Source organism: Microbacterium invictum (genome assembly GCF_014197265.1).
In the GTDB taxonomy this organism is placed as follows: domain Bacteria; phylum Actinomycetota; class Actinomycetes; order Actinomycetales; family Microbacteriaceae; genus Microbacterium; species Microbacterium invictum.
In genome coordinates, this window is record NZ_JACIFH010000001.1 from 957,258 (window position 1) to 975,833 (window position 18,576).

The window sequence follows — 18,576 nt, forward strand, 5'->3', positions numbered from 1 at the left end:
CGAGAGGATCGATTCCATGGGCCAGGCACGCGTACGCCTCGGGTACCTGCTGAACCGGGCGCGCAACATCCGCCCCGGCAACCTCGTCGAGTTCGCCAAGCAGACGCAGAGGGTGTCCAAGGCACCGCTGCCTGTCATCATCGCCGACATGCTGTGGTGCTCGGTGAAGTACGACATGGGCTTTCGCGACTACGCCGTATGGGACATCCGGCTGCTGAACGCGAAGGAGCGTGCGACGTGGATGACCCACCCGAAGTCGTACCGCGTGACCAAGATGTACAACACCGCCGAGGGCCGTGCGAAGCTCGAGGACAAGCGGCGGTTCGCGCGAGAGTACGCCGATCTGCTCGGGCGTGAATCGATCGATCTGCGCGACGTGGACGACGCCGAGCTGGCGGCATTCCTCGAGCGGCACCCGAAGGTGCTGGCCAAGCCCAACGACGGGCAGGGCGGAGGTGGCATCGACCTGCATGAGACGGGACCGGACACCGATGCCGCAGCCTTCCGCGCCGAGGTCACCGCGCACGGCCAGTCGATGATCGACGAGTTCATCGTGCAGCATCCCGAGATGTCGGCACTGTACCCCGACAGCGTCAACACGGTGCGGCTCATCACCTTCCTCGACCCGCAGGGCGCTGTCCATCTGCTGGCCGCGGTGCTGCGCATCGGCAACGGTGCCGTGATCGACAACTTCGCCTCGGGCGGGATGTTCACGATGCTCGACGAGGACGGAGTGGCGCTCTACCCGGGCGTCGACAAGAACAGCAATGTCTACCGCGAGCACCCGGTCACCGGGACGCCGATCGTCGGGTTCTCGGTGCCGATGTACGACGAGGTCGTGGAGCTCGCGTTCGCGCTCGCGAAGCGGACTCCGGAAGCGCCCTACGTCGGGTGGGATCTGGCGATCACGCCGAACGGGCCCGTCGTCATCGAGGGCAATCACAACTCGAGCGTGTTCCAGCCCAAGCCCACTGCGTCAGGGGTGCGGACCGGACTGCTGTCGGTCTACAAGGACGCGATCGGGTTCTGACCCGGCGGTTCGCTCAGACCGACTCGAGCAGGCGGGCGGTCTCGTCGTGCCAGCTGGTGGCGATGCTGCGCAGCTTCTGTTCGTACTTGCGGCCGTGGTGCGCGCAGAACAGCAGCTCGCTGCCGTTGACCTCTGCCGCGATGTAGGCCTGCGCTCCGCAGGCGTCGCAACGGTCGGCCGCCGTCAGGCGGTGCTCAAGGACGGCGGCGGGCTCGGTGGTGGTCGAAGTGCTCATGCTCGGTGCCTCCCTGGTACGTCTCGAACGGTTCGTCCGGAACCGCTCTTCCTGATCCTTGCGGTCATGAAATACAACCACGGGAACGTGAGAACAATCCCGAATGCCGGGGCATTTCGCTGTGCGCGTACCCGCGCCCCGGCATCCATCGCCTGAGGCAGGCGTGCCCGCGTGTGTCCTCCGCCGACCCGCGCGCTGCCGCGGATACGCTTGGAGATTGTGACAGCCGAGTACTCCGCCCATCATCTCCAGGTCCTCGAAGGGCTCGAGGCCGTGCGCAAGCGCCCCGGCATGTACATCGGCTCGACCGATGCCCGGGGCCTCATGCACTGCCTCTGGGAGATCATCGACAACGCCGTCGATGAGGCGCTCGGCGGGCACGGTGATCGCATCGAAGTTCTGCTGCACTCCGACGGCAGCGTCGAAGTGCGCGATCACGCCCGTGGTATTCCGGTCGACGTCGAGCCGCGCACCGGGCTCACCGGCGTCGAGGTCGTGTTCACCAAGCTCCACGCCGGCGGCAAGTTCGGCGGCGGCTCCTATGCGGCATCCGGTGGTCTGCACGGCGTCGGCGCCTCGGTGGTCAACGCGCTCTCCGAGCGTCTCGACGTCGAGGTCGACCGCGACGGCAAGACGTATGCGATGTCGTTCCACCGCGGCGAGCCGGGACTGTTCGACGGTCCGTCACCGGATGCCGCGTTCACGCCGTTCGAGAAGTCGTCCGAGCTGCGGGTCGCGGGCAAGGTCCGCAAGGGCGTCACCGGCAGCCGCATCCGATACTGGGCCGACCGGCAGATCTTCACGAAGGACGCGGGCTTCAACCTCGACGAACTGGTCCAGCGGGCGCGGCAGACCGCGTTCCTGGTTCCCGGACTGGAGATCGTCATCGTCGACGAGCGCGCCGGCACGGGCGATGACCGCGTCGAGACCAGCTACCGCTACGACGGCGGCATCTCAGAGTTCGCCGAGTTCCTCGCACCGGACGCCTCGGTCACCGATGTGTGGCGCCTCACCGGAACCGGGACCTTCACCGAGACTGTGCCGGTGCTGCAGGCGACCGGCGCGATGGTGCCCACCGAAGTGCAGCGCGAATGCGAGGTCGACGTCGCGGTGCGATGGGGGACCGGCTACGAGACCGTCTCGCGCTCATTCGCGAATATCATCGCGACGCCCAAGGGCGGCACTCACCAGCAGGGTTTCGAAGCCGGCCTCATGAAGGTCGTGCGCGATCAAGTGCAGCAGAACGCCCGCCGCCTGAAGGTCGGCGCGAGCGAGAAGCTCGAGAAGGACGACATCCTCGCCGGTCTGTCGTCCGTGCTCACCGTGCGGCTGCCCGAGCCGCAGTTCGAGGGGCAGACCAAGGAGGTCCTCGGCACTCCCGCGGTCCGTCAGATCGTCCAGAACGTGGTGACCCGCGAATTGTCCGCCCGGTTCGCCTCGTCCAAGCGCGACGACAAGTCCCAGACGGCGCAGCTGCTGGACAAGGTCGTGTCCGAGATGAAGGCGCGCATCTCCGCGCGCACCCACAAGGAGACGCAGCGCCGCAAGACCGCCCTGGAGTCGTCGTCGCTGCCGGTGAAGCTCGCCGACTGCCGCACGCAGGACGTGTCGCAGTCCGAGCTGTTCATCGTCGAGGGCGACTCGGCCCTGGGCACCGCGAAGCATGCCCGCAACAGCGAATACCAGGCGCTGCTGCCCATCCGCGGCAAGATCCTCAACGTCCAGAAGGCGTCGATCAGCGACATGCTGTCCAACGCCGAGTGCGCGGCGATCATCCAGACCGTCGGCGCCGGCTCGGGCCGCACGTTCGATCTGGACGGCGCCCGCTACGGCAAGATCATCCTGATGAGCGACGCCGACGTCGACGGAGCGCACATCCGCACCCTGCTGCTGACGCTGTTCTTCCGCTACATGCGACCGCTCATCGAGGACGGTCGCGTCTATGCCGCCGTCCCGCCGCTGCATCGCGTCGTCGTCATGAATCCCGGGTCCAAGCCCAACGAGACCATCTACACCTACAGCGAGCAGGAGCTGCACGCCCTCCTGGCAAAGCTGCAGAAGTCGGGCAAGCGCTGGCAGGAGCCGGTGCAGCGGTACAAGGGCCTGGGTGAGATGGATGCCGATCAGCTCGCGACCACGACGATGGACCGCAACGGGCGCACCCTGCGGCGGGTGCACGTGCGCGATGCAGAAGCCGCAGCGCACATGTTCGAACTGCTGATGGGCAGCGAGGTGGCTCCGCGCCGCGACTTCATCGTGTCCTCGAGCGACCGCATAGGCCGCGAGGCCATCGACGCCTGACAGCCACCGACCCGCAGCACCGCGGGGCCCGGGATCGAACTGGGGACTCGATCCCGGGCAACGCCGCGGCGGCGCGCACGGCAGGCTCCGGTCGACGATCACGTGCCAGTGCGACGTGGTCGTCCCCGATAGCACCCGAACCTGCGTGGCGTGTGCCCATAGGCACCAGTTGGGGGCTGGTCCTTCGGCTCACTCTCAGCGTAGGCAGGCCTCCGACGGTCTGCCGTGGACGTTCGGCTAGCTCGCTTGCGACTTTCGTCTACATCCCGCGGTCAGTCCGACAGGGGCAGGGAGGCGGTGACGACCCAGCCTTCGGCCGCTCGCTCGGCTGTGAAGGTGCCGCCGAAGAGCCGGAAGCGCTCCTGCAGGCGGACGATACCGTATCCGGACGCAGGAAGTCCCGCGGTCTGCGCCGGCGGTGAGTCATCGGCGAACTCGAGATGCGCCCAGCCACGCTCGACTGTCAGGGCGATGCGCACGTGACGTGCGCCGGTGGCGTGCTTGAGGACGTTGGTGGAGCTCTCCCGGATCACGCGGATCAGCGCCAGCAGGGACGTGTTCGGCAACCGGAGCCGGTCGGGGAGAGAGACAGCGGTGTGAATGCCCGCAGCATCGAGCTCCTTGACCACAGCGCCGATCGTCGACTCGAGAGATTCGGGGGCCGGGACGCGCTCGGGCGACGGACTCTCTTCCCCCCGGACCATGCCCAGCACCCTGCGGATGTCGGTCAGTGCCTGCACCGCCGCTTCGCGGATCGCCGTCTGGGACTGCAGACGCGTGCGCGTGTCGTCGGTGCGCTCGAGGACCGCCGCGTGCAGTGCGACGATGGTGATCTCGTGGGCGACGATGTCGTGCAGTTCGTCGGCGATGAGCTCGCGCTCATGCCGAAGCTGTTCGGCGATCTCCCGCTCGTTCTCCTCGATCCGAGCAGACAGTCTCCGCCATCGGCTGTGCTGCTGACGGATCGTGACGCCGATCAGCAGACTGACCGCACCCAGAACGCCGACGATCACCGCACCGGCCGGTTCCAGCACTCCTGCCGGCTGCACGACCTCGATGATGACCCAGGTGAGCGTGACGGCGGCATAGACCGCCGTGAGGGCCGCACTGCAGGTAGCCGCCACGACGCCGAGCAAGAGCGCTGCGCCGATGACGTAATCACCCGCGACACCCGACACGGCAGCGATGCACGCAATGCCCATCAGCGCGACGGTGGCCACGGGTGGCCGCCACGCGAAGAGTGCGGTGACGATGATGATCCCCGTGCCCACGATCGCGCGAAGCAGAGGGGTCTCCGAAGTGCTCGTGGCACGCAACAGCGAATCGACGATGAGCACGACGGCCACGAGGCCCAGCAGCACTCGGCGGGTGCCGACACGGAGTGGATGATGAGCCCAGAAGGGTGCGCGGAACGGATCGAGCAGCGTAGCGCGTGGGGGTGTCACCACCTGATTATGTCGCGCCCGCGCCTCAGCGGAAAATGCCGATCATCTTGCCAAAAACGTAGAAGATACTCATTCGATTCACCTCCTGCAACCTCTCGAATCGATTCTTCAAACTGATGTCGTTCGCGACGACCGACGGATGGCTAGAACGATTGCGACTTTCGTCGGAACTGCGTGGCCGACGCAGACGCGCAGGCGTTCGTATGATGGGTCTGTGACGGAAGCGATTCGCGTGATTGTCGTCGACGACGAGTCGCTGGTCCGGGCGGCACTGCGGGTGTTCTTCGAGTCCGCGGAGGGGTTCGACGTCGTCGGTGAAGCCCAGAACGGCGCCGAGGCCATCTCGCTGGCTCGCGCGGTCCGGCCGGATGTCGTGCTCATGGACGTGCAGATGCCGACGATGGACGGCATCGAAGCCACGCGCCGGCTGACGCGGGAGTTCCCCGGGATCAAGATCGTCGCGCTCACCACGTTCTCGACCGAACGGGTGATCGTTCCCATGCTCAGCGCGGGGGCTTCGGGCTTCCTCGTCAAAGACACCTCACCCGACCGGATCCTCGATGCCGCACGCCTCGCCCACGACGGTGGGTACGTGCTGTCGCCACGCGTCGCACAGGCGCTCGTGACCTCCATTCAGGACCACGAGCTTCCCGCACCGCGTGAACTGGGTCGGGATGAGGGCCTCACCGAGCGTGAGATGGAGGTGGTCGTGCTGCTCGCCCAGGGGATGTCGAATGCGGAGATCGCTTCGGCGATGTTCGTCTCGGAGGCGACGGTCAAGTCGCATCTCGGGCGGATCACGACCAAGTGGGGCGTGCGAGACCGCATCCAGGTGCTGATCCGCGCCGCGCAGCTGCACCTCGTGACGATCGCGTAGGACACCCCCCGGCACCGCCCCGGCACCGCTGATCAGCCCGGGGCCCGCTCCTCAGGAGACCGGCACGCCCACCGCGCCGACCACGGCATCCAGCGGCTGGCCTGAGGCGTCGCGCTTCGCCCCGGCATCCGGCAGCGCCCGGGCCGCTCCGTCGGACGCGACCGCGCGCGGCTGGTCGCCCACCCAGGCCAGCGTGAGCGTGTCTTCGCCCTTCAGGAAGCGCTGGGCGCGCACGCCACCGGTTGCCCGGCCCTTGGCGGGGAACTCGGTGAACGCCGAGACCTTGCCCGATCCGGCATCCGTCCCCGTCAGAGCGGTGGTCGAACCGGCGATCGTGACGACCACGGTGTCTTCGGTGGCGGTCAGCGCGGTGAAGGTGACCACCCGCTCACCGTCCGCGATGCGAATGCCGGCCATGCCACCGGCCGCGCGACCCTGCGCACGCACGGCATCGGCGCCGAACCGCAGCAACTGGGCGTCGCTGGTGACGAACACGAGCTCGCTGGCATCGGGTGCCACGGCGGCGCCCACCACGCTGTCACCGGGCTTCAGCGAGATGATCTCGACGTTGGTCTTGCCGGCGGGCAGCTCGGTCGCGGCGACGCGCTTGACCACACCCTGCGCGGTGCCCAGGGCCACCGGCGGGGCCTCGGTCAGCGGCACGATCGCGACGACGTGCTCCGAGCCCGACAGCCCCAGATAGTGATCGGCCTTCGTGCCGGCGGCGGGTGTCACCGAGTTCGCGGGGACCGAGGGCAGATCGACGGGGGAGAAGCGCACGAGGCGACCGGTGCTGGTGACGGCTCCGAGGTCGCCGCGGGTGGTCGCATCGACCGCCGAGCGGATCGCGTCGTGACGCGAGCGCCGCGTCGGAGTGACGACGAGCCCGTCCTCGCCGAGCGCCGCGCGGACCATGCGGCCGGTCGCGGTGAGGAACACGCGGCACGGCTCATCGGCGATCTGAAGTTCGACCGCCGATGCGGCGGCGCGGCCACGGGGCGTCACCGGTCCGCCGTTGAGCAGCAGCGTCCGCCGAGGGGTGCCGAAGGTCGCAGCCGCGGCATCCAGCTCTTTGGCGACCTGCGCGCGAAGCAGCGTATCGCTGGCCAGCAGCTCTTCCAGCTCGGCGATCTCGGCCTTGAGCTGATCGCGCTCGGTCTCGAGCTCGATGCGCGAGAACCTGGTGAGCCGCCGCAGACGCAGCTCGAGGATGTACTCGGACTGCGGCTGGGAGAGGTCGAAGACGTCCATCAGACGCTGACGCGCCTGCTCGGAATCGTCCGAGCCGCGGATGACCTGGATGACCTCGTCGATGTCGAGGATCGCGATGAGCAGGCCCTCGACCAGGTGCAGTCGCTCCTGCCGCTTGCCCAGCCGGAAGCGGCTGCGCCGGGTGACGACCTGCAGACGATGGTCGATGTAGACCCGCAGCAGCTCCTTGAGCCCGAGCGTCTGCGGCTGGCCGTCGACCAGTGCGACGTTGTTGATGCCGAACGAGTCCTCGAGCGGCGTCAGGCGGTACAGATGATCGAGGACCGCTTTCGGATCGAATCCGGTCTTGATGCCGATGACGAGGCGCAGCCCGTTGTTGCGGTCGGTGAGGTCGGTGACATCCGAGATCCCGGTGAGCTTCTTCGAGCCGACGGCGTCCTTGATCTTCTCGATCACGCGCTCCGCACCCACCATGTAGGGCAGCTCGGTGACGATGATGCCGGTGCGGCGTGGAGCGATCTGCTCGATCGAGACCTTCGCGCGGGTGCGGAAGCTGCCGCGCCCGTTGGCGTAGGCGTCTTTGATGCCGTCGAGTCCGACGATGATGCCGCCCCCGGGCAGGTCCGGCCCGGGAACGAACTCCATCAGCTCTTCGAGCGTCGCCTCGGGGTGCTCGAGCAGGTGGACGGCCGCCGACACCACCTCGATGAGGTTGTGCGGCGCCATGTTCGTCGCCATGCCCACCGCGATGCCGGTCGCGCCGTTGACGAGCAGGTTGGGAAACGCGGCCGGCAGCACCGAGGGCTGCTGGAACTGGCCGTCGTAGTTGGGGATGAAGTCGACGACGTCCTCGTCGAGGTTCTCCGCCAGGGCGAGGGCGGCGGGTGCGAGCCGGGCCTCGGTGTACCGGGCGGCGGCGGGACCGTCGTCGAGCGAACCGAAGTTGCCGTGCCCGTCGACCAGCGGCACGCGCAGCGCGAAGGGCTGCGCGAGCCGGACGAGTGCGTCGTAGATCGCCGAGTCACCGTGCGGGTGCAGCTTTCCCATGACCTCGCCGACGACACGCGCGCTCTTGACGTGACCGCGATCGGGGCGCAGGCCCATCTCGGCCATCTGGTACACGATGCGCCGCTGCACCGGCTTGAGGCCGTCGCGCGCGTCGGGCAGCGCCCGCGAGTAGATCACCGAATACGCGTACTCCAGGAACGAGTCCTGCATCTCGGACGAGAGGTCGACATCCTCGATGCGGGCGTGGTCTGCGGGCGCGGAGTCGTTGCGCGAAGCTGCCATGGATCTGCGGGGTCCTCCGGGTGATGGGAAAGGGCCGTCTGCGCCGTGTGCGAGACTGGCCCCGATGCCTCTCAGCCTACCCGCGGACCCGCCCTCGGCCCGGAGCCTCACCGGTGTTCTGCCGCAGATCCTCGCCGCGATCGACGGCCACGGCGACTGGTTCCCGACCGTGCGTTCGGCGATCGTCGTGATGGTCGACGGCCTGGGTCGGGGCAACCTCACCGCACGGTCGGGCCATGCCCGGTTCCTGAACTCGCGGATGGGGAAGAGGGATGCCGCGCGCTCGGTCTTCCCCGCCACGACCGCGACCGCGCTGGCGAGCCTGTTCACCGGAGTCGCTGCGGGAAGCCACGGGATCGTGGGCTACCGCGCGCGCGTTCCCGGCACCGACAGCGCACCCAACCAGCTCAAGGGCTGGGAGACCGACGGGCTCGACCCCATGACATGGCAGCGCGCGCAGCCGCTGTTCGAACGCGAGGCCGCGCGGGGACGACCGTGCATCGTCGTGTCGAAGGCGCGCTACACGTCCACGGGGTTCACCCGGGCGTTGCAGCGGGGAGCGACCTTCCTCCCGGGTGACAGCATCGCCGACCGGGTGCAGCGCGCGACGGAGGCAGCGACACGCCACGACGGCGCGATCGTCTATCTCTACGTCCCCGAGCTCGACACGATCGGGCATGCGGCCGGGTGGGAGAGTGCCGCGTGGACTGCCGGCCTCGAGCAGGTCGACGATGCCGTCCGCCGGCTCGAGGCGGCGGTGCCGGACGATGTCGGCGTCGTCGTGACCGCCGATCACGGCATGGTCGACGTGCCGGCGCACCGTCATGTCCTGCTCTCGGAGGGTGACGAGCTGGTCGACGGGATCCGCATCGTGGCGGGCGAGCCTCGCATGCTGCACCTGTACGCCGAGGACGGCGCGGCCGGTGCTGCCCTGGCGCGGTGGCAGGAGGCCGAGTCAGGCCGCTCGTGGGTGCTGTCGCGCGAGGAGGCGATCGCCGCCGGGCTGTTCGGCTCCGCTGTTTCGCCGGACGTGGCACCGCGCATCGGCGACATCCTCGTCGCAGCGCGGTCGGGCATCGCGTACTACGACGATCGTCTCAGTGACAAGAAGGCACAGAAGATGATCGGGCAGCACGGGTCGCTGACCGATCAGGAGCGGATCGTCCCGCTCATCCGGCTGGGCGCATTCGCCACCACGCACTGAGAGCGGCCGGGGTCGAGGGTCGCCGAACGATGGATGCCGGGGGATCGGCCCCCGTCGCGGTTCAGCCGTCTTCGGTGCGCGCGCCGAAGACGATTTCATCCCACGATGGCATCGAGGTCCGGCCCTTGCGCCGCCCGGCATCCGACGTCGGGGAATCGTCGTCGCGCGGGTCCGCTGCAGGATGGGACTCGGGCTCGGGCACGAGGTCGTCGTAGCCCGGCTCGAGCGCATCGAACAGGGCGACCGGAGCCTGGGCGTCGGGATCGGCGTGCTCATCGGCGGGCATCGGCTCACGCTGCCCGCGGCGACGCCGCAGAGCCTCGAGCAGGTCTGCCGTCTCGGCCGAGGTCACGCCCTGCTCGGGCGCCCGCTTCATCGCCGCTTCCTGCACGGCGACCGAGCTGGACGGACGCGTGTCGGGGGACTCGAGGTCGGCCTCGGGCTCGGGGACACGGCGTGGTCCGAACGCGGCGCTGTCGAAGCGGGACGTGTCCTTCACACCCGAGGTGTCAAGAGCGCGCAGGCGCGGGATGAGCCCCTCGGGCAAAGAGCCCTGGCGCGACAGCTGCACGGCGTCGGCATTGTGCGGCGAGAGGGTCGAACGGCGCGGGTCGAAGCCCCAGCGCGCGTCGTGGTCGACCTCGTTCGCCGTGAACTCGAGCTTCACGATCCAGCCGGACTCTTCTCGCCAGCTGCTCCAGCGTTCGCCGGTCGCACCCGCCTCGCCGAGCTTCGCACGCACGGCGTTGCCGAACGTCGGCTGAGCGTCGGGGTCGAGTTCGCCGCCCATCAGCACGGGCACGGCCAGGGCCTGCCCCACGATGTGCTCACGCTCTGCCAGCACCGGACCCTCGAAGCGGGCCACGTCGTCGACGCGGACGCCCAGCAGCTCGGCCACCTCTTCGGTGGTCATGCCGGCGCGGATGTGCGACTGGATCTCGCGGGGGTTGGGGCGCGCCGAACGCGGCTCGGCGTCACGCTGCAGACGACGCAGTTGCGTGCGCAGCGCTTCGTCGGCCGGCAGCGTATACCTGTCCCCGGACTCCGTGGCGAGGACGAGGACGCCCTCTTCGGTTCCGATGACTTTGAGCTGTTCCATGCGAAACACCCTCCCGATCCTGCGTGTGCGCCCATGCTGTCACAGCACTTCCCGCCGAAAGGGAATATCGTGGGCGCGCCGCGAGTTTCACGGCATGCAGCGCCCGAAGCTGCGATGGACGCCTCCGGCATTTGCGAAAAGCAGGCCGGTCGTGCAAACTATCGCCGCCCCATCGGGTCCCACACGCAGCCCCTTCTGGAAGTAGAGACGTTCGAGCATGGCCACGGATTACGACGCCCCCCGCAAGACCGAGGACGACAGCGAGTCGATCGAGGCTCTCAAGGAGCGGGTCCCCGACAAGCTGTCCGGCTCCGTCGACTCCGAGGACGCCGACAACCCCTCGGGCTTCGAGCTGCCGGGCGCGGACCTGTCGGATCTCGAGCTCGACGTCGTCGTGCTGCCCCCGCAAGAGGACGAGTTCACGTGCATGGAGTGCTTCCTCGTGAAGCACCGCACCCAGATCGACCACGAGGTCGCGGGCGGCTACATCTGCACCGAGTGCTCCTGAGCGCAGGTCAGCGCGCGCGCTGAGCCCGCGCGATCAGCGCGACGACCCGGTCGGGTGTCCGCGAGGAGAAGACCCACTCCGTGACCGGGTCATCGGAGTCGGACACCGCGACGCGCACGACGCCGTCGATACCGCCGCGCAGCAGGTGCCATGCCGACCGTGACAGGCCCGGTCCCCGCGCCTCGCGCGCCGCATCACCGGTGAGGGCGACGGCATCGCCGAGGTCGGCGACGTCGATGCGGGCGCGACCGACCCGCAGCGTTCCGCCCGAGAGGGAGACGACCGGCGAGGCGGCGATCAGCCCGAAGACGATCAGCGCACCCGCTGTGATGCCGGCGGCCAGTGCGATCGCGGCATCCACCGGAACGAAGACGAGTGCGACCATCGGGGCGGCGACGGCCGCGCTGACGATGAGCCACAGCGACGGGCTGAGGCGTTCACGGTAGCCGGATACCGTGGAGCGAGTGCCGGCAGCGTAGTTGTGCATTAGCCTCGTGGGGTGATTCAAACCGTGGACGTTCCCATTATCGCGGAGCACGTGCCCGTCTACGCCCACCCCGGTGATGCCGGCGCCGATCTGGTCGCCGCCGAGGCGGCCCGCCTCGAACCCGGTCAGCGCGCCCTCATCGGCACCGGCGTACGGATCGCCCTGCCCGACGGCCACGTCGCCTTCGTCGTGCCCCGCAGCGGCCTCGCCACCAAGCACGGCATCACGATCGTGAACAGTCCCGGCACTGTGGACGCCGGCTATCGCGGCGAGATCAAGGTGACGCTGCTGAACACCGACTCCGAGGCCGCATTCGACATCGCCCCCGGCGACCGGATCGCGCAGCTGATCGTCATGCCGGTGCCCCGTGCGAACTTCATCCCCGTCGAGGAGCTGCCCGGCTCCGTCCGCGGCGAAGGCGGCTTCGGCTCCACCGGCTACCAGGCAGGAGGTGCCTCATGAGCGAGGACACCACGAACAAGACCGCTCCTGCGGATCGCGCGACATCCGGCCCCTTCGACGAGTCCGAGGCGAACCCGGTCCGGCCCTACATCGACCTGGGCGGCATCAAGATCCTGCCTCGTGAGGGGCTCAACCTGCGACTCGAGGTCGAGGAGCAGACCAAGCGCATCGTCGCCGTGGGTCTCGATTACGCCGGTTCGACCCTCCAAGTCCAGCCCTTCGCCGCGCCCCGCTCGACGGGTCTGTGGGAGGAGACACGCGAGCAGATCCGCGCGCAGGTCCGCCAGCAGGGCGGCCGTGTCGAGGAGCGGGAGGGCCCGCTCGGGCCCGAGCTTCTCGCCGAGGTGCCCGTCACCGCAGGTGCCGACAGCACGGCCGGCAAGCGACTGGCCCGATTCGTCGGCGTCGACGGGCCACGCTGGTTCCTCCGCGGTGTGATCGGCGGCGCGGCCACCAGCGACGTGGCCGCCGCGGATCAGATCGAAGACCTCTTCCGCTCGATCGTCGTCGTGCGCGGCGGCACCCCGATGCCCCCGCGCGACCTGATCCCGCTGAAGATGCCCGCTTCCCCCGGATCGGCATGACGGGCGAACCCGACCGACCCCCGGCATCCGACCCCTCCTCCGCCGGCTCACCGGCCGCGGGGGAGACCGACGCACCCGCGACCGCCGAGCCGTCGCCGGCCGCGTCCGAGCTGATCAGCCAGGCGCTCGGCCAGGCGGCCCTCAAGGCTGGGCTCGATCCCCGCACCGAAGCGTCGACGGGTCACGTCGTGTGGCGGGCCATGGGCGGCTGGCGCGGCGTGTTCGAATCGGTGCTGCCCAGCCTGACGTTCCTGGTGCTGTTCACCGCCACCTCCGATCTCGTGCTCTCGCTGCTCATCTCGGTGGGAGCCGCGGCGGTGTTCACGATCGTCCGCCTGATCCAGCGTTCCACGCTCGCCGCCGCGCTGGGCGGGCTCATCGCCACCGGTGCGGCCGCAGCCCTCGCGCTGTGGACCGGTCGCGGCGAGGACAACTTCGTCCCCGGCCTCATCACGAACGCGCTCTACGGCACGGCCTTCCTGGTCTCCGCGCTCATCGGGTGGTCGATCATCGGGCTGATCGCCGGCTTCCTCATGAATGAGGGCACGGCGTGGCGCGCCGATCGCCGCAAACGCCGGGTGTTCTTCTGGCTCGCGGTCGCCTGGGCGGGGCTGTTCTACCTGCGCCTCGCCGTGCAGCTGCCGTTCTACTTCGCCGGGGATGTCACCACCCTCGCGACGCTCAAGCTGGCGATGGGGCTGCCGCTGTTCGCCCCGCTCGTCGCGGTCACCTGGCTCGCCGCCCGCGCGCTCTACCAGAAGCCCGCGACGACGCCCGCTGCGTGATAGATTTATCTTGATATCAAGATAAATTCTGTCCCCGCCGAGTAAGGCTTGCCTCACTGGTACTGGGCGCTCCAGGCGGGGAAGATGGACGGGCAGGCCGTTGCGCCTGCGCCGCCGACGAAGGAGAGCAGACGTGTCCACTGTTGACAGCTTCGGAGCCAAGAGCACCCTGACAGTCGGCGAGACCGACTACGAGATCTTCCGCCTGAACACCGTCCCCGGCTACGAGAAGCTGCCCTTCAGCCTGAAGGTGCTCCTCGAGAACCTGCTACGCACCGAGGACGGCGCGAACGTCACCAAGGCGCAGATCGAGGCCCTCGGCGGCTGGGACCCGGACGCCGAGCCCGACACCGAGATCCAGTTCACTCCCACCCGCGTCGTGATGCAGGACTTCACCGGCGTCCCCTGCATCGTCGACCTGGCCACCATGCGCGAGGCCGTGACCGCACTGGGCGGCGACCCCAGCAAGATCAACCCGCTCTCGCCCGCCGAGATGGTCATCGACCACTCGGTCATCGCCGACCTGTTCGGCACCGAGAACGCCCTCGAGCGCAATGTCGAGATCGAGTACGAGCGCAACGGCGAGCGGTACCAGTTCCTGCGGTGGGGCCAGACCGCGTTCGACGACTTCAAAGTCGTCCCGCCGGGCACCGGCATCGTCCACCAGGTGAACATCGAGCACCTCGCCAAGGTCGTCTACGACCGCACCGTGAACGGCGTCCTCCGCGCCTACCCCGACACCTGCGTCGGCACCGACTCGCACACCACGATGGTCAACGGCCTGGGCGTGCTCGGCTGGGGCGTGGGTGGCATCGAGGCCGAGGCCGCGATGCTCGGCCAGCCCGTGTCGATGCTCATCCCGCGTGTCGTCGGCTTCAAGCTGACCGGCGAGATCCCCGCCGGTGTGACCGCGACCGACGTGGTGCTCACGATCACCGACATGCTGCGCAAGCACGGGGTCGTCGGCAAGTTCGTCGAGTTCTACGGCGCCGGCGTCGGCTCGGTGCCGCTGGCCAACCGCGCCACGATCGGCAACATGAGCCCCGAGTTCGGCTCGACCGCCGCGATGTTCCCTGTTGACGTCGTCACGCTGGAGTACCTGCGCCTCACCGGCCGCGACGAGCACGCCGTCGCCCTCGTCGAGGCGTACGCGAAGGAGCAGTCGCTCTGGCACGACCCGGCGATCGAGCCGAGCTTCAGCGAGTACCTGGAGCTCGACCTCGGAACCGTCGTCCCCTCGATCGCCGGCCCCAAGCGTCCGCAGGACCGCATCCTGCTCTCCGAGGCCAAGACGCAGTTCGAGCAGGACATCCTCAACTATGCGTCGGCCTCGACCTCGACCGACATCGTCGACCTCGAGTCGAAGCATTCGTTCCCCGCCTCCGACCCCGGGTCGGTCCCCGGCGACGAAGAGCCCGAGACGCGCGAGGTGCACATCAACTCGGGTGCCCCCGCCGCGGCATCCAAGCCCATCAGGATCACGCCGCCCACCGGTTCGCCGTACATCCTCGACAACGGCGCGGTCACCCTCGCCGCGATCACCTCGTGCACCAACACCTCCAACCCGTCGGTCATGATCGCTGCCGGCCTGCTCGCCCGCAAGGCGCGCGAGAAGGGCCTGAAGCAGAAGCCGTGGGTCAAGACCACGCTCGGCCCCGGCTCGAAGGTCGTCACCGACTACTACGAGAAGTCCGGCCTCGACAAGGACCTCGAAGGTCTCGGCTTCTTCACCGTCGGCTACGGCTGCACGATCTGTATCGGCAACTCGGGACCGCTCATCGAAGAAGTCTCCGCGGCGGTCAACGACCACGACCTCGCCGTGACGGCGGTGCTCTCGGGCAACCGCAACTTCGAGGGCCGGATCAGCCCCGACGTCAAGATGAACTACCTCGCCTCGCCGCCCCTGGTGGTCGCGTACGCGCTGGCGGGCTCGATGCACTTCGACTTCGAGACCGACGCGCTCGGCACGGACACCGACGGCAACGACGTGTTCCTGAAGGACATCTGGCCGGCGCCGGACGAGGTCCAGGAGATCATCGACTCGTCGATCTCGCGCGAGCAGTTCATCAAGCAGTACGCCACCGTCTTCGACGGCGACGAGCGCTGGACGAGCCTGCCGACCCCCACCGGCCCGATCTTCGAATGGGACGAGAACTCGACCTACGTGCGCAAGGCGCCGTACTTCGACGGCATGTCCATGGAGCTGACCCCGGTCGCCGACATCTCGGGTGCCCGCGTCATGGCGACGCTCGGCGACTCGGTGACCACCGACCACATCAGCCCCGCCGGAAACATCAAGGCGGGTACCCCTGCCGCGCAGTATCTGACGGAGCACGGCGTCGCGCAGAAGGACTTCAACTCCTACGGCTCGCGCCGCGGCAACCACGAGATCATGATCCGCGGCACGTTCGCGAACATCCGCCTGAAGAACGAACTGGTCGCGGCGGTCAACGACGGCCAGATCATCGAAGGCGGCTTCACCCGCGACTTCACCCAGCCCGGCGGTCCGCAGTCGTACATCTACGACGCCTGCGAGAACTACCAGGCGCAGGGCACGCCCCTCGTCGTCTTCGGCGGCAAGGAGTACGGCTCGGGGTCGTCGCGGGACTGGGCGGCCAAGGGCACGAGCCTGCTGGGCGTGAAGGCGGTCATCACCGAGAGCTTCGAGCGCATCCACCGCTCGAACCTGATCGGCATGGGTGTCGTCCCGCTGCAGTTCCCGGCCGGCGAGAGCTGGCACTCGCTCGGCCTGGACGGCACCGAGATCGTCTCGATCACCGGTCTCGAGCAGCTCAACGAGGGCGTCACGCCGAAGACCGTCAAGGTCACCGCCGCCCCCAGCGAGTTCTCCGCCGAAGGCAAGCAGACGGTCGAGTTCGACGCGGTCGTGCGCATCGACACCCCCGGTGAGGCGGACTACTACCGCAACGGCGGCATCCTGCAGTACGTGCTGCGCTCGCTCGTCTGAGCGACGCGTGTCGAGGGGCCCGGGACCGCGCGGTTCCGGGCCCTTCGCCGTCGGTCGCGGCGAGCGTCGCGACAGGCCTCTTCCAGCCCCACCCCGTAGACTTCAGGGATGAGTCTGCTCGAGAACATCCACGGTCCCCGCGACCTCGATGGACTCTCCGGACCCCAGCTGACACAGCTCGCGAACGAGATCCGCGCGTTCCTCATCGAGAACGTCGCACGCACCGGCGGGCACCTCGGACCGAACCTCGGCGTGGTCGAGCTGACGATCGCCCTGCATCGTGTGTTCGATTCGCCGAACGACCCGTTCGTATTCGACACCGGGCATCAGTCCTACGTGCACAAGCTGCTCACCGGGCGGCAGGACTTCTCACAGCTGCGCTCGCGCGGAGGGCTGGCCGGATACCCTCAGCGGTCCGAGAGCCCGCACGACGTCGTCGAATCCTCGCACGCATCGAGCTCGCTGAGCTGGGCCGACGGCATCTCCCGCGCCCTGACCCGCACCGGCCGCAAGGACCGGCATGTCGTGGCCGTCGTCGGCGACGGCGCGCTGACGGGCGGCATGACGTGGGAGGCGCTCAATAACATCTCCGACGACAACGACCGCAACCTCGTCATCGTCGTCAACGACAACGGCCGCTCCTATGCGCCCACCATCGGCGGCATGGCCCGGTACCTGAACCGCGTGCGCACGACCGAGGGCTACGAGAATCTGCGACGCGGGTCGGACTCGTTCTTCCGCAGGTTCGGCGCCCCCGGCCGGGCGCTGTACCGCGGCGTCCGCGGCGGCACGCACGGGTTCCTCTCGCGCTTCGCCAACAACGTGGCGCTGTACTCGAACCTCGACATCAAGTACCTGGGTCCGATCGACGGCCATGACCTCAACGCCCTGCAGGAGACGCTGACGCTCGCGAAGTCGTACGGTGCGCCGGTGATCGTGCACGTCATCACCGAGAAGGGCCATGAGTACGAGCCGGCTCGCAACGACGAGGCCGACCAGTTCCACGCCGTCGGCAAGATCGACCCCGCGACGGGCCTGCCTCTGTCGTCGTCGGATGCCACGAGCTGGACGGACGTGTTCGCTCAGAGCCTGCTGGCCGCGGGGGAGCGCCGCGACGACATCGTGGCGATCACTGCGGCGATGCTGCGCCCCACCGGCCTGCAGCCGTTCGCGCAGCGCTACCCCGACCGAGTCCACGACGTCGGCATCGCCGAACAGCACGCGGTGGCCTCGGCGGCCGGGCTCGCCTTCGGCGGGCTGCACCCCGTCGTCGCCATCTATGCGACCTTCATGAACCGCGCGTTCGACCAGGTGCTCATGGACGTGGCGCTGCACCGCGCCGGAGTCACCTTCGTACTCGACCGCGCCGGGGTCACCGGTCCGGACGGTCCGAGCCACCATGGACTGTGGGACCTGGCGATGCTGCAGGCCGTCCCCGGCATCCGCATCGCCGTTCCCCGCGACGAGACACGTCTGCGCGAAGAGTTCGACGAAGCCGTCGCCGTCGACGACGCTCCCACGGTCATCCGGTTCCCGAAGGGCACGGTGTCGCCCGATCTGCCGGCCATCGAGCGGCGCACCGACGGCGTCGACGTCCTGTTCCGCGACGGCGGCGAGGACGTTCTTCTCGTCGGCATCGGCCCGATGTCGCACCTGGCCGTCGAGGTCGCCGAACGCCTGCGCGCGCAGGGGATCGGCGCCACGGTGGTCGACCCGCGCTGGGCCGTGCCGGTGCAACCGTCGATCGTCGAGCTGGCCGCCACCCACCGCCTGGTCATCACGATCGAAGACGGCATCCGCGTCGGCGGGATCGGCACCCGCGTGCGCCAGGTGCTGCGCGAGGCGGGGGTGGACACGGCAGTCGATGAGCTCGGCCTGCCGGACGAGTTCATCGACCACGCGACCCGCGAGGAGATCTTCGCGGACGCGGGTCTGACGGCGGCCAAGATCACCCACGATGTCGTCGCGCAGGTGCTGGGCACCCGCATCCCGGTCGCGCGTCAGCACGCCGACACGGGGGCCATCTGGTTGCCCGAGCCCTCACCGGAGCCCTCACAGCCCGCGCACGACGAGCGGTCCTGAGCGACGT

Annotated in this window: 15 protein-coding genes; 10 read left to right on the forward strand and 5 right to left on the reverse strand. The window is 68.7% G+C overall.

What is annotated here, in order from left to right:
- Nucleotides 1-16: 16 nt before the first annotated feature.
- Nucleotides 17-1,030 carry a sugar-transfer associated ATP-grasp domain-containing protein gene (locus BKA10_RS04655; protein WP_183498816.1) on the forward strand — a complete coding sequence of 338 codons (1,014 nt, stop codon included), beginning with the start codon at nt 17-19 and terminating at the stop codon, nt 1,028-1,030.
- 13 nt (nt 1,031-1,043) lie between these two features.
- Here BKA10_RS04655 and BKA10_RS04660 read toward each other — a convergent pair whose 3' ends face one another.
- Nucleotides 1,044-1,265 carry a DUF7455 domain-containing protein gene (locus BKA10_RS04660; RefSeq protein ID WP_183498817.1) on the reverse strand — a complete coding sequence of 74 codons (222 nt, stop codon included), beginning with the start codon at nt 1,263-1,265 and terminating at the stop codon, nt 1,044-1,046.
- Nucleotides 1,266-1,481: 216 nt separating this feature from the next.
- Here BKA10_RS04660 and BKA10_RS04665 point away from each other — a divergent pair, with 216 nt between their 5' ends.
- The gene (locus tag BKA10_RS04665) at nt 1,482-3,566 is read left to right on the forward strand and encodes a DNA gyrase/topoisomerase IV subunit B (RefSeq protein ID WP_183501059.1); all 2,085 of its coding nucleotides are present in this window, start codon (nt 1,482-1,484) and stop codon (nt 3,564-3,566) included.
- Nucleotides 3,567-3,838: 272 nt separating this feature from the next.
- Here the strand turns inward: BKA10_RS04665 and BKA10_RS04670 are convergent, their stop codons facing one another.
- Complete coding sequence (locus BKA10_RS04670) at nt 3,839-5,011, reverse strand: sensor histidine kinase (protein ID WP_248198958.1); 1,173 nt, start codon at nt 5,009-5,011, stop codon at nt 3,839-3,841.
- Nucleotides 5,012-5,225: 214 nt separating this feature from the next.
- Here BKA10_RS04670 and BKA10_RS04675 point away from each other — a divergent pair, with 214 nt between their 5' ends.
- A complete protein-coding gene (locus BKA10_RS04675) occupies nt 5,226-5,888 on the forward strand; it encodes a response regulator (RefSeq protein WP_183498819.1) in 663 nt (220 codons plus the stop codon).
- Nucleotides 5,889-5,939: 51 nt separating this feature from the next.
- On the opposite strand, the gene BKA10_RS04680 is transcribed toward BKA10_RS04675, so the two are convergent.
- On the reverse strand, nt 5,940-8,390 hold the full coding sequence (locus tag BKA10_RS04680; protein ID WP_183498820.1) for a DNA gyrase/topoisomerase IV subunit A: 2,451 nt from the start codon (nt 8,388-8,390) through the stop codon (nt 5,940-5,942).
- 64 nt (nt 8,391-8,454) lie between these two features.
- Here BKA10_RS04680 and BKA10_RS04685 point away from each other — a divergent pair, with 64 nt between their 5' ends.
- Nucleotides 8,455-9,594 carry an alkaline phosphatase family protein gene (locus BKA10_RS04685; protein ID WP_183498821.1) on the forward strand — a complete coding sequence of 380 codons (1,140 nt, stop codon included), beginning with the start codon at nt 8,455-8,457 and terminating at the stop codon, nt 9,592-9,594.
- A gap of 61 nt (nt 9,595-9,655) precedes the next feature.
- On the opposite strand, the gene sepH is transcribed toward BKA10_RS04685, so the two are convergent.
- Nucleotides 9,656-10,693: a septation protein SepH gene (sepH, locus tag BKA10_RS04690; RefSeq protein WP_183498822.1), complete on the reverse strand. Its 1,038-nt coding sequence runs from the start codon at nt 10,691-10,693 to the stop codon at nt 9,656-9,658.
- 217 nt (nt 10,694-10,910) lie between these two features.
- On the opposite strand from sepH, the gene BKA10_RS04695 reads away from it, so the two are divergent.
- A complete protein-coding gene (locus BKA10_RS04695; RefSeq protein WP_183498823.1) occupies nt 10,911-11,201 on the forward strand; it encodes a DUF4193 domain-containing protein in 291 nt (96 codons plus the stop codon).
- 7 nt (nt 11,202-11,208) lie between these two features.
- Here the strand turns inward: BKA10_RS04695 and BKA10_RS04700 are convergent, their stop codons facing one another.
- Nucleotides 11,209-11,688, reverse strand: coding sequence for a DUF3093 domain-containing protein (locus tag BKA10_RS04700; RefSeq protein ID WP_183498824.1), 480 nt, complete (start codon nt 11,686-11,688; stop codon nt 11,209-11,211).
- 12 nt (nt 11,689-11,700) lie between these two features.
- On the opposite strand from BKA10_RS04700, the gene dut reads away from it, so the two are divergent.
- The 5 genes from dut to dxs all read left to right on the forward strand — a co-directional run bounded on the left by dut (nt 11,701) and on the right by dxs (nt 18,569).
- A complete protein-coding gene (gene dut, locus BKA10_RS04705; RefSeq protein ID WP_183498825.1) occupies nt 11,701-12,150 on the forward strand; it encodes a dUTP diphosphatase in 450 nt (149 codons plus the stop codon).
- Nucleotides 12,147-12,734: a DUF3710 domain-containing protein gene (locus BKA10_RS04710; protein ID WP_183498826.1), complete on the forward strand. Its 588-nt coding sequence runs from the start codon at nt 12,147-12,149 to the stop codon at nt 12,732-12,734. Before dut ends, BKA10_RS04710 begins: the two co-directional genes overlap by 4 nt.
- The gene (locus BKA10_RS04715; protein ID WP_183498827.1) at nt 12,731-13,519 is read left to right on the forward strand and encodes a DUF3159 domain-containing protein; all 789 of its coding nucleotides are present in this window, start codon (nt 12,731-12,733) and stop codon (nt 13,517-13,519) included. Before BKA10_RS04710 ends, BKA10_RS04715 begins: the two co-directional genes overlap by 4 nt.
- A 133-nt stretch (nt 13,520-13,652) precedes the next feature.
- On the forward strand, nt 13,653-16,487 hold the full coding sequence (acnA, locus tag BKA10_RS04720) for an aconitate hydratase AcnA (RefSeq protein ID WP_183498828.1): 2,835 nt from the start codon (nt 13,653-13,655) through the stop codon (nt 16,485-16,487).
- 108 nt (nt 16,488-16,595) lie between these two features.
- Nucleotides 16,596-18,569 (forward strand): 1-deoxy-D-xylulose-5-phosphate synthase, encoded by a 1,974-nt coding sequence (gene dxs / locus BKA10_RS04725; protein ID WP_183498829.1) that lies wholly within the window; start codon nt 16,596-16,598, stop codon nt 18,567-18,569.
- The last annotated feature ends 7 nt before the right edge of the window (nt 18,570-18,576 follow it).